Below are 10,359 nucleotides of genomic sequence, written 5' to 3' on the forward strand. Positions count from 1 at the left end.
CGACCCGCCCACCATCCTCATGGCCCGGGGAGTCCACCTCCACCTGCTGGACCTCCTCGGCCTAGAAGTGATGCAACCGCGCTGGTTGCAGACCTGAATCAGCGACCCGCGAAGTACGGGGCTAGGCCGTGCTGGGGCGGTTGACTGCGCCCCGCTGCCACACGGCCTCGCCCCGGTGGGCGAGGTTGCGGGAGCCGTTGTGGTCCGCGTGCATCACGGTCCCGCAGGACCGGCACACGAACCGTGCTTGATTCACTCTGTTCGAGCGGTGGGTGTGCCAGCACTCGGAGCACTGCCGGGAGGTGTTGCGAGGGTCGACGAAGACCACGGGCACACCCGCCCGCCGGGCTTTGTACTCGACGAACGCGCCGAGCTGGGCGAAGGCCCAGGAGTGCAGCTCCGACCGCTGGTCTTTCCTGGCCGTAACCCTCTGCCGGATGCCCGAAAGGTCTTCCAGGGCGATCCCGCGCGAGGTGCGTTCAGCGGTCGCGACGAGCTGCTTGGCGATGATGTGGTTGGTGTTCGCCGCGTGCCGTGCTTCGCGGCGGCGGATGCGCTTGAGCGCGCGCTTGGCGGACTTGGTGCGCTTCTTCTGGAGCTTGGTCCGCAGATCACGGTGCCGCTCGCGATACCTGTTCAGCCTGCGTCCGGCCAGGATCTGACCGTCGGAGGTGGTGGCGATGTTGACGATGCCCAGGTCCACACCGAGGAATCCGGCGGGCTCGTAGGTCCCCGGTTCGGGGATGTCGATGGTGGCGATGAGGAAGAACTTCCCGTCCCGCATCACCAGGTCCGACTCTCCCCTGCGCGAGGCGAGCAACTTCATGGCCTTGTCGGAGCAGACGAATGGGATGTTCTTGATCCGCCCGGCGACCGTCCAGATCGACACGGTGCGCCGGTCGAGGTTCCACGTCAGGATGCGGTCGTCGAACGGCTGCGCCGCATCGTCCCGGAAGACGACTGGCCTGGACTCCGCCCGCCTGCGCCGCTTCGATCCTTCGGGGCCGAAATTCCCGGCTTTGATGTTGCCCTTGAGCGTCGCGTAGGCGTCACACACCTTCTTGACGACCCGCACAGCGGGCTGCGCCCCGAGATCGAAGTCGGCCTTGAGCGCGAAGTACACCTCCTTCTGCAACACGTTCCGCCGCTTGAGGTCCTTGGCGAAAGCCACCTCGGACGCCCAGTTCGCCGCCCGGTTGCAGGCACGCAGGGTCGCAGCCAACGCATCCGCGTCATGCGCTGAGCACGGCTGCAACTTCACCTGCGCCACAATCTTCACACAGAACACGCTAATACGGTCAACGCCAGGACATCAACTCACCGTCCAGACACAACGAAGAGCACTCTCCCCGCTGCGCGGCTCCGTGCCGGAGGAGCCATTCCTCCAGGGCCGAAGCCCTGGGCTTCCTGGCTGGAACGTGGTGACCGACGCCGACGGCGCGCTGGTGCACGGCGACCCGGTCACCGTGGCGGACCGCCGCGCCACCGTCACGGTGCCCGGCCAGTCGGTGACCACGTTCCTCGTCGAGGGCGTCTCCGGTGTCGCGCGCGACGCCGCGCTCGTCCAGCGCGGCGGCGAGTACACGCTGACGGGCGTGCAGAGCGGCCGGGCGCTGACCGCCGACGCGGCCGGCACCGGCACCGTCATCCGCACCCCCGACGCGGCCGACGCCGCCCAGACCTGGGAGCTGGAGAAGGTCACCCGGGGCGAGACCAACCGCGAGCGTTACGTCCTGACCAGCGCCGCCGACGGCCGCCGCCTCGCCGAGCGCGACGGCTCGGTGGTCCTGGAGCCCGACCGGGGCCGGGCGCCCGCCGCCGCGCAGTGGATCATGTCCACCACCGGTGACGGCACCTGGACCTTGGTGACCGCGGCCAGCGGCCGGGTGCTGGAGGTGCCCGGACAGGCGACGAGCGACGGCGCGCCGGTCGGCACCTGGCAGCCCAACTCGGGCGCCAACCAGCGCTGGACCGTCACGGAAACCCAGCCGTAACGAGAAACAACGTCGCATGAACGCAGGGTGCCGCCGGGGCCGGAACCGGCGGCACCCTGCGGTTTCCCGTGGCCGCGCCGCGCGCCTCGTAGACACCACCAGCACCGGCAGCCCGGGGCCGACGGGTATCAACCATGGCAGGCACACCATCCGTCTCGCACGGCCGCAGATCAAAGGGTAAACAATCATGACAAGTCACCCCATGGTGCTGGACGACCTCGACCGCAAGATCGTCGCCGCGCTCGTCGCCAACGCGCGGACCAGCTTCGCCGAGATCGGCGCGGCCATCGGCCTCTCCGCCCCCGCGGTGAAGCGGCGCGTGGACCGCATGCGGGAGGCGGACGTGATCACCGGGTTCACCACGATGGTGCGGCCGAGCGCCCTGGGCTGGGGCACCGAGGCGTATGTGGAGGTCTACTGCCAGGGCGCGGCCCCGCCCCGGCGGCTGGCGGAGGTCGTGCGGGACTACCCGGAGGTGACCGCCGCGATGACGGTCACCGGGGGCGCCGACGCCCTCCTGCACATCCGGGCCGCCGACATCGAGCACTTCGAGGAGGTGCTGGAACGCATCCGGGAGGTGCCGTTCATCCGCAAGACGATCAGCGTCATCGTCCTGTCGCACCTCCTCTCCGGCAGTCCGGAGGCCGGCGCGTCCCCGGCCACCCACGCGGACGAAACGAACCGCCGCTGACCGGCCCAACGACGCAACACCGCTGCGTGCACGCGCAATCGTGGTTTCTTGTCGGCCGCTCACGGCGTTCCTACCGTGGGTGGTATGCCAGCCCCGCGCGTTCGCCGCCCCCGGCGCTTCCTGACCTGTGAACCCCGGTACTTCGACGTCCGCTACGCCATCAACCCCTGGATGCGCGAGGACACCCCGGTGGACACCGCCCTGGCCCTCGACCAGTGGCACTCCCTCGTCCGGGCCTACCGCGACCACGGGCACACGGTGGAGACCGTGGCGCCCCTGCCCGACCTGCCCGACATGGTCTTCGCCGCCAACGCGGCCGTCGTCCTCGGCGGCCGCGTCCTCGGCTCCCGCTTCGCCGCGCCACAGCGGCAGCCGGAGAGCGCCGCGTACGAACTGTGGTTCAAGAACGCCGGTTTCGACGTCCATGAGCCGCAGGCGGTGTGCGAGGGCGAGGGCGACCTCGTGCCCGTCGGCCCCTATCTGCTGGCCGGCACCGGATTCCGCACCGCGCCCGCCGCGCACGCGGAGGCGCAGGAGTTCTTCGGTGTGCCGGTCGTCGGGCTGCGCCTGGCGGATCCGCTGTTCTACCACCTCGACACCGCGCTGTTCGCGCTCGACGACGGGCAGGACGACCCGGGCGCCGCGAACGTCGCCTACTACCCGGCGGCGTTCACCCCGGGCAGCCGCGCCGTGCTGGAGCGGCTGTTCCCCGACGCGGTGCTCGCCACCGAGGAGGACGCGATGGCGTTCGGCCTCAACTCCGTCTCGGACGGACGTCATGTCTTCATCGCCGCCCAGGCGCACGGCCTCGCCGAACGGCTCGCGCGCCGCGGCTACGTTCCCGTCCCCCTCGACCTGTCCGAGCTGCGCAAGGCCGGCGGGGGCATCAAGTGCTGCACTCAGGAGATCCGGCCATGACCGCACCGCTCACCGGTACCCCCACCCGTTCCTCGGCGGAGCTGATCCGCGCCGAGTCCTCGGTGCTCGCCCACAACTACCACCCGCTGCCCGTCGTCGTCTCCCGCGCCGAGGGCGTGTGGGTGACGGACGTGGAGGGGCGCCGCTACCTCGACATGCTCGCCGGGTACTCGGCGCTCAACTTCGGCCACCGCCACCCCGCGCTGATCGACGCGGCGCGCCGCCAGTTGGACGAGCTGACGCTGACTTCCCGGGCCTTCCACAACGACCGCCTGGCCGGCTTCGCCGAGGACCTGGCCGCGCTGACCGGCCTGGACGTGACGCTGCCGATGAACACCGGGGCGGAGGCCGTGGAGAGCGGCATCAAGGTCGCCCGGAAGTGGGCCTACGACGTCAAGGGCGTGCCCCGCGACCGGGCCACGATCGTGGTGGCCGCGGAGAACTTCCACGGCCGCACCACCACCATCGTCGGCTTCTCCAGCGACCCGGTCGCGCGCGACGGCTTCGGCCCGTTCACCCCCGGTTTCCGCGTCGTGCCCTACAACGACATTCCCGCCCTGGAGGCGGCCGTCGACGAGACCACGGCGGCCGTGCTGATCGAGCCGATCCAGGGCGAGGCGGGCGTCATCATCCCCGACGACGGCTATCTCACGGCGGTGCGCGAGCTGACCCGGCGGGCCGACGCGCTGTTCATCGCCGACGAGATCCAGTCCGGCCTGGGCCGCACCGGCACCACCCTGGCCGTGGAGCACGAGTCCGTGCTGCCCGACATGCTGCTGCTGGGCAAGGCGCTGGGCGGCGGCATCGTCCCCGTCTCGGCGGTCGTCGCCCGCCGCGAGGTGCTGGGCGTACTCGGCCCCGGCGAGCACGGCTCGACCTTCGGCGGCAACCCGCTGGCCGCCGCGGTCGGTTCGGCCGTGATCGGGCTGCTGCGCACCGGCGAGTACCAGCGCCGCGCGGCCGAGCTGGGCGAGCTGCTGAACGCCCGGCTGACGGCCCTCGCCGGCCACGGCGTCGTGGGCCACCGCTGCCGGGGGCTGTGGGCCGGGGTGGACGTGGACCCGTCGATCGGCACCGGGCGGCAGGTCAGCGAGCGGCTGATGGCGGAGGGCGTGCTGGTCAAGGACACCCACGGCTCGACGATCCGCCTGGCCCCGCCGCTGACGATCACCGAGGCCGAACTGGACTGGGCCCTGGACCGGCTCGCCGCCGTCCTGGCGGAGTAGCCTACTCGTCGGTGCCGCCGAGGGCCGCGTTCTCGTAGGTCGAGATCGTGCGGACGAACAGGGCGCGCTCGGCGGGGGACAACGGCTCGAACGCCTTCCGCCACGCGTGCGCCCCGTTGGCGAGCCAGCCCTCGATCGCCGCGCGGGTCTCCGGCTCCTCGGTGAGCGTCACAACGGTGCGCCGGCCGTCCGCCGGGTCCGGGTGCCGCTCCAGCACGCCCTGCCGGCTGAGGTCGCTCACCATCAGGCTCACCGTGGTGGGGGCGACCTCCAGCCGGGCGGCAAGCCGGCTCACCAGCATCGGGCCGTCGAACAACAGGTAGGCCAGCAGCGACAGATGCCGCGGCGCCAGGTTGAACGAGCGCAGCCGCTCGGGGATCTCCACCCGCTTCAGCCGAGCGGCCACCCGCGGCATCAGCAGCAGCATCGCCCGGATCGCGTCGTCGGCGCTCAGCTCCCGGGGATCCTCCGCCGTCATGCCGCTGAACCCCTTCGACGCCGCGTGGCCACTCCCGGTGACTCCGGGAGGCCCACGCTACAACAGCGCCGGGGCGCGGCTCGCCGGGCCGCTTTAGGACGCGGCGGCCAGGCCCTCCAGGGCGGGCAGGAAATGCGCCTCCTCGGTGGCGAAGTGCTCCTCCAGGTCGGCGACCGCGGCCTCCACCTCCTCGCGCAGCGCCGTCAGCGCCGCCGGGTCGCCGGTCGGCGGCTCCCGGTCGAGGAGGTCGGCCAGCCGCTCCAGCGCCCGTTCGATCACGGCGTGCTCCGCGCGCAGCCGGGTGATGACGGGCACCAGGTCGGGGAACCGCTCCTCGAAGGCGGTGAACGCGCCGTCCTCCCGGATGTGGTGCAGGTGCAGCCCATGGCAGAACGTCAGGCAGTGCGCGCGCAGTTGCTCGGCCGCCCCGGGCGCGGGCGCGGCGCCCGGCCGCTCCCCGGCGGCGAGCTGCGCGAACCGCTCGCGTACATCCCGGAGTTGGCCGCGCAGCAGGTCATGGGCCTGGAGGAGCTGCTGGCCGATGAGCCGGGCGCGGTCGTCGCCGGGGGAGAGGACCAGTGGGTGGAGGGCGACCACCGGTATCGTCCGGTCGGTCTTCGCCTCGTACTCGCGGAAGCCGGGGTCGACTTGGCACTGCCGTTCCCACCAGTGGTCCCGCTCCTCGCCCTCCAGCGGCACCGCCTGGGCCGCCAGCTTGCGCACCGAACCGTGTTCGCCGGCGGTCTCGACGGTCACCTGCGGGCTCGCCAGCAGATTGAGATACCAGTGCGGGTGCCGGGGCCCGCCGGCGTTGGAGGCGAACACCAGATACCGCTCGCCGTCCCGCAGGTGGACGGCCGGGGTGGTGTGCGGCCGGCCGGTGCGCCGGCCGGCCGTGGTGAGCAGCACGAGGGGCGCGCCCTCGAACATGCCGCCCACCGCGCCGTTGTTCTCCCGGAATTCCTTGATGATCTGCTCGTTCCAGCCGCTCACGCGTGACCCCCAGGGTGAGTAGGTGGCTTTGCTTTGAAAGCAAAGCTATCAGGCGCGGGGGTGGGCCGCGAAGGGGGACCCGCGCCATGCGCGGCGGCGCCGCCCGCGCCGTTACGCCGTCAACTCACCGACCGCGCGCACCAGTCGCGTCACGTGCTCCTCCGGCGTGCCCGCGCCGAAGCTCACCCGCACCGCCTGCTCCGGGCCCGCGCAGCCGTCGGCCGGACCCTGCGCGCCCAGCAGCCTGCGCACCAGCGGCTGCGCGCAGAACAGGCCCGCCCGTACGCCGATCCCGTACCGCTCCGACAGCTCCCGCGCGAACTCCGCGCTGTCCCAGCCCGCCACGGTGAACGACACCACCGCGACCCGGGGCGCGCCCGGCCCGAACAGCGACAGCTCCCGGACGGCCGGCACCCGGGCCAGCCCCTCCCGGAGCAGCCCCAGCAGCCGCGACTCGTGCGCCTCCAGCGCGTCGAACCCGGCCGCCGACAGCGCCCGGCAGGCCGAGGCGATCGCGTAACAGCCGATGACGTTCGGCGAACCGGCCTCGTGGCGCGCCTCGTCGGCCACCCACTCCACGGCCAGCCCGCCGCCCGCCCGGCTCGCCACCACGCGCGTCGCCCCGCCGCCCGCCAAGTAGGGTTCGGCCGCGCGCAGCCAGTCCGCCCGGCCCGCCAACACCCCGGCGCCGAACGGCGCGTACAGCTTGTGCCCGGAGAACGCCACCCAGTCCACGTCCAGTTGGGCGATGTTCACGCGGCGGTGCGGCGCGAGCTGCGCCGCGTCCAGCACCACCCGCGCGCCGTGCCGGTGCGCCACGGCGGCCAGTTCGCGCACCGGCCACAGCTCGCCGGTCACATTGGACGCGCCGGTGACGCACAGCAGCTTCGGCTCCCCGGAGGGAGCCCCGGCCAGGGCCTCGTCCAGCGCCCGCACCGACTCCTCCGGCGAGCCCGGCACCGGCAGATGGGTCACCGCGTGCCGCCGCCAGGGCAGCAGGGCGGCGTGGTGCTCCGACTCGAACACGAACACCCGGGTTTTCGGCGGCAGCGCCGCGGCCAGCAGGTTCAGCGAGTCCGTGGTGGACCGGGTGAAGAGCACCTGGTCGCCGGGGCGGCAGCCCAGGAACGCGGCCACCGTCGCCCGGCTGTGCTCGAACAACTCCGTGGCGCGCAGGGAGAGATGACCGGCACCCCGGTGCACGCTGCCGTAGAGCGGCGCGAACTCCGCGACATCCGCCCAGACGTGGGACAGCACCGGCGCGCTGGCCGCGTAGTCCAGCGCCGCGTACGCGATCTCGCCGCCGGTGCGCAGCGGCACCCGCACATCCGCGCTGAGAACGGGCAGCGCGACGGCGGAGGCGGTGTCGGAGAAAGGGGTGGAAATGGCAGAAATAGTGGAATTGCTCATGTCGGGACAGCTTCCTGGGGTCCGCGCTTGCCGCGGACCCTGCTGTCCGCGGCCCGGTCATCACCCGGGGCACCCCGCCAACGGAGGAGGGTTGCCGGACAGCGGGCCGGGGCCCATGGGCGCTGTCACTCGTGACCTTGCGGGTGATTCTGCCACATCGCGTCCGCCCGGTGCACTCGCCAGGAGGAAGAGGATCACGCGATGGAAGTACGTTATGCATTCGACCGGTTGCGGGGGGTAGCACGGCGGGTGTTCATTTGTGGCTCCCTGGCACAACTGCCAACAGGAGAGGAAAACATGCACATTCGACACATCGCCGGAGGCGTGGCCGCCGCCGCGCTCATCGCCGTCCCGGGCCTGGCCTCCACCGCCCACGCCTATGAGACGGGGACGTTCAGGTACCACACCGCGGCCGGGGGCCAGGACAAGGTGGACTACCCCGAGCCCTACATGTGCTACCCGATCGGCGACGCCGAGGAGACGGTGGTCGGCGGGTACAACGCCACGGTGTTCACCGCGCGCCTGTACGCCGACGGCGCCTGCGCCTACGAACTTCCTCGCGACATCCCGCCCAATTCCGGCTTCGAGTCCCAGGGTGCGGGCAGCGTGAAGTTCTTCCCCGCGCACTGATCCCCGGCGGGTCTCCCGGCCGCCGGCCGGGAGACCCGCGCTCCGCCCGGCGGCGACAGGCGGAGCGCCCGACCGGGGCGATGATGAGGCCCCCGCGTGTACCCGGTGGCGCTCCAGCGGGAAACCCCGACCCGCGGGAAAGGAATCACCCTGGGCCACCCCGGGGCCGGGCGTGGCAGGTAAGATTCAATCTACGTAAGATTCAATCTGCTCTAGGTGGCCGGGTGGCGATGGAGTTCAAGGGCAGGGCTGCCGACCTCGACGTGCTGGCCCGGCAGCTGAGCCTGGTGTCCGAGGGCGCGGGTGGCACCCGTGGGCGGGCTGTGATTGTGACCGGGCGGCGCCGGGTTGGGAAGTCCCGTCTGGTCCAGGAGTTCTGCGACCGGTCCCGGGTTCCGTATGTGGTCTTCCAGGCGACCCGGGGCCGCAACGCCGTTGCCGAGCGGGCGGACTTCGCGGCGACGCTCGCGCAGTCCACGCTGCCGGGGGCCGAACTGGTGGCCGGGCTGCGGACCGCGGACTGGAACCAGGCGCTGCGATCGCTCGCCGTCGCGGTGCCGGACGACGCCCCGAGCATCGCGGTGATCGACGAGGTGCCGTGGCTGGTGGAGCAGGACGGGGAGTTCGAGGGGGCGCTGCAGACGGTCTGGGACCGCCATCTGTCCGCCAAGCCGGTGCTGCTCCTTCTCGTGGGCAGCGACATGTCGGTGATGGAGGCGCTGCAGTCCTACGGCCGACCGTTCTTCGGGCGGGCGGCGAAGATGACCGTACGGCCGCTGCACCTGGCCGACGTGCAGGCGTTGACCGGTCTGGACGCGGCGGACGCGGTCGACGCGCTGCTGATCACCGGGGGTTTTCCCGAGATCGTCCAATCATGGCGGCCGGGGACGCGCCGCACGGACTTCCTGCGCGAGGCGGTGGCCAGCCCTTTGTCGCCGCTGCTGGCAGCGGGGGAGCTGTCGCTGCTGGGGGAGTTCCCCGCCGCCTCGCACGCGCGGGCGGTCCTGGAGGCGGTCGGCAGCGGGGAACGGACCTTCGCCGCCATCGCCGCACATGCCGGGGGAGCGGGCGCGCTGCCTTCGGGGATACTGTCCCCGCTGCTGAACACCCTGCAGGCCAGGCGGATTCTCGCCGCCGATCTGCCGCTGTCCGCCAAGGCCGACACCAGGAACAAGCGCTACCGCGTCGCCGATCCCTATCTCCGATTCTGGCTGGCCTTCCTGCAACGGGGAATCCCGCTCATCGAGCGCGGGCGCGGAGATGTGGCCCTGGAACGCATCGAGCGGTCCTGGGCCACCTGGCGCGGACGTGCGGTCGAGCCGGTCATCCGCGAGTCGCTGCTGCGGCTGCTGCCCGACGAGCGGTGGCCGCGGACGGAGGCGGTCGGCGGCTGGTGGAACCGGCAGAGCAACCCCGAGGTCGACCTGATCGGCGCCGACCGTGAACCCGTGGCCGGCGCGGTGCACTTCATCGGCTCCATCAAGTGGCTTGAGTCCCAGCCGTTCGGCCGGCGCGAGTACGACGCCATGGCCCGGGACATGCTCGCGGTCCCCGGAACCGAAGCGGGCACTCCGCTGGTGGCCGTCTCCCGCAGCGGCGTCGAGGACGGCCTGCCCCTCGCGGCGCACTGGGGCCCGGAAGACCTGGTCCGCGCCTGGCGGTAGCCGGGGAAACGAGCGGCTCTCGAATCCCGTGACAGGCGCGGGCGGGCCCCGCCGGGGGCCGGGCTGCGGCCCTGGCTCCGGTCCTGGGGACGTATCTCTTCATCTGCGCGCTGCTGACGCGCGACAACGCCGCTGCACGGCGTCGGGCCGAGCCACGTCCTGATCGCGACCCGCGCCGGCGACCACAACCGGCTGCTCGCGGCCTTCCGCACATGCGCCGAGGCGCACCTCTAGGGCCTGTATCGAGTTCCCGGTCGGATCAGCCCGCGGCGTCAGACGCGGTGCCCCCCCAGGCCCTTGGGGGCCTGGGAGGTACCCCCAGCAAGGCACCGGATCGCAGCTCATACCCGGCCGT

10 protein-coding genes and 1 riboswitch are annotated in these 10,359 nt (G+C 72.1%); of the genes, 6 read left to right on the top strand and 4 right to left on the bottom strand.

Going from position 1 to position 10,359, the window contains the following annotated elements; translation table 11 throughout:
* Positions 1-121: 121 nt before the first annotated feature.
* On the bottom strand, positions 122-1,279 hold the full coding sequence (locus tag RM590_RS35115; RefSeq protein WP_311708878.1) for an RNA-guided endonuclease InsQ/TnpB family protein: 1,158 nt from the start codon (positions 1,277-1,279) through the stop codon (positions 122-124).
* Positions 1,280-1,421: 142 nt separating this feature from the next.
* On the opposite strand from RM590_RS35115, the gene RM590_RS35120 reads away from it, so the two are divergent.
* The 4 genes from RM590_RS35120 (at position 1,422) to rocD (ending at position 4,829) form a co-directional block, all read left to right on the top strand.
* On the top strand, positions 1,422-1,994 hold the full coding sequence (locus tag RM590_RS35120) for an RICIN domain-containing protein (protein ID WP_311708879.1): 573 nt from the start codon (positions 1,422-1,424) through the stop codon (positions 1,992-1,994).
* A 187-nt stretch (positions 1,995-2,181) separates the two neighbouring features.
* Positions 2,182-2,685 carry an Lrp/AsnC family transcriptional regulator gene (locus tag RM590_RS35125; protein ID WP_311708880.1) on the top strand — a complete coding sequence of 168 codons (504 nt, stop codon included), beginning with the start codon at positions 2,182-2,184 and terminating at the stop codon, positions 2,683-2,685.
* Between the two features lie 84 nt (positions 2,686-2,769).
* Entirely contained in the window at positions 2,770-3,603 is an 834-nt protein-coding gene (gene ddaH / locus RM590_RS35130) for a dimethylargininase (protein WP_311708881.1), read from the top strand.
* Positions 3,600-4,829 (top strand): ornithine--oxo-acid transaminase, encoded by a 1,230-nt coding sequence (rocD, locus tag RM590_RS35135; RefSeq protein WP_311708882.1) that lies wholly within the window; start codon positions 3,600-3,602, stop codon positions 4,827-4,829. Before ddaH ends, rocD begins: the two co-directional genes overlap by 4 nt.
* Before the next feature lies 1 nt (position 4,830).
* On the opposite strand, the gene RM590_RS35140 is transcribed toward rocD, so the two are convergent.
* The 3 genes from RM590_RS35140 to RM590_RS35150 all read right to left on the bottom strand — a co-directional run bounded on the left by RM590_RS35140 (position 4,831) and on the right by RM590_RS35150 (position 7,710).
* The gene (locus tag RM590_RS35140) at positions 4,831-5,307 is read right to left on the bottom strand and encodes a MarR family winged helix-turn-helix transcriptional regulator (RefSeq protein ID WP_311708883.1); all 477 of its coding nucleotides are present in this window, start codon (positions 5,305-5,307) and stop codon (positions 4,831-4,833) included.
* 93 nt (positions 5,308-5,400) lie between these two features.
* Positions 5,401-6,300: a nitroreductase/quinone reductase family protein gene (locus tag RM590_RS35145; protein WP_311708884.1), complete on the bottom strand. Its 900-nt coding sequence runs from the start codon at positions 6,298-6,300 to the stop codon at positions 5,401-5,403.
* Between the two features lie 111 nt (positions 6,301-6,411).
* Positions 6,412-7,710, bottom strand: coding sequence for an aminotransferase class V-fold PLP-dependent enzyme (locus tag RM590_RS35150; protein ID WP_311708885.1), 1,299 nt, complete (start codon positions 7,708-7,710; stop codon positions 6,412-6,414).
* Positions 7,711-7,728: 18 nt separating this feature from the next.
* Positions 7,729-7,847: riboswitch (SAM riboswitch) on the bottom strand.
* 160 nt (positions 7,848-8,007) lie between these two features.
* Here RM590_RS35150 and RM590_RS35155 point away from each other — a divergent pair.
* On the top strand, positions 8,008-8,340 hold the full coding sequence (locus RM590_RS35155; RefSeq protein WP_311708886.1) for a hypothetical protein: 333 nt from the start codon (positions 8,008-8,010) through the stop codon (positions 8,338-8,340).
* A 230-nt stretch (positions 8,341-8,570) separates the two neighbouring features.
* On the top strand, positions 8,571-10,004 hold the full coding sequence (locus RM590_RS35160; RefSeq protein ID WP_311708887.1) for an ATP-binding protein: 1,434 nt from the start codon (positions 8,571-8,573) through the stop codon (positions 10,002-10,004).
* The last annotated feature ends 355 nt before the right edge of the window (positions 10,005-10,359 follow it).

Source organism: Streptomyces litchfieldiae, assembly GCF_031845365.1.
Lineage (GTDB): Bacteria > Actinomycetota > Actinomycetes > Streptomycetales > Streptomycetaceae > Streptomyces > Streptomyces litchfieldiae.

Bases quoted from the DNA above. Each gene is read 5' to 3' on its own strand.
- RM590_RS35125 (WP_311708880.1), top strand. From the start codon at position 2,182: ATGACAAGTCACCCCATGGTGCTGGACGACCTCGACCGCAAGATCGTC.
- ddaH (WP_311708881.1), top strand. From the start codon at position 2,770: ATGCCAGCCCCGCGCGTTCGCCGCCCCCGGCGCTTCCTGACCTGTGAA.
- rocD (WP_311708882.1), top strand. From the start codon at position 3,600: ATGACCGCACCGCTCACCGGTACCCCCACCCGTTCCTCGGCGGAGCTG.
- RM590_RS35140 (WP_311708883.1), bottom strand. From the start codon at position 5,307: ATGACGGCGGAGGATCCCCGGGAGCTGAGCGCCGACGACGCGATCCGG.
- RM590_RS35150 (WP_311708885.1), bottom strand. From the start codon at position 7,710: ATGAGCAATTCCACTATTTCTGCCATTTCCACCCCTTTCTCCGACACC.
- RM590_RS35155 (WP_311708886.1), top strand. From the start codon at position 8,008: ATGCACATTCGACACATCGCCGGAGGCGTGGCCGCCGCCGCGCTCATC.
- RM590_RS35160 (WP_311708887.1), top strand. From the start codon at position 8,571: ATGGAGTTCAAGGGCAGGGCTGCCGACCTCGACGTGCTGGCCCGGCAG.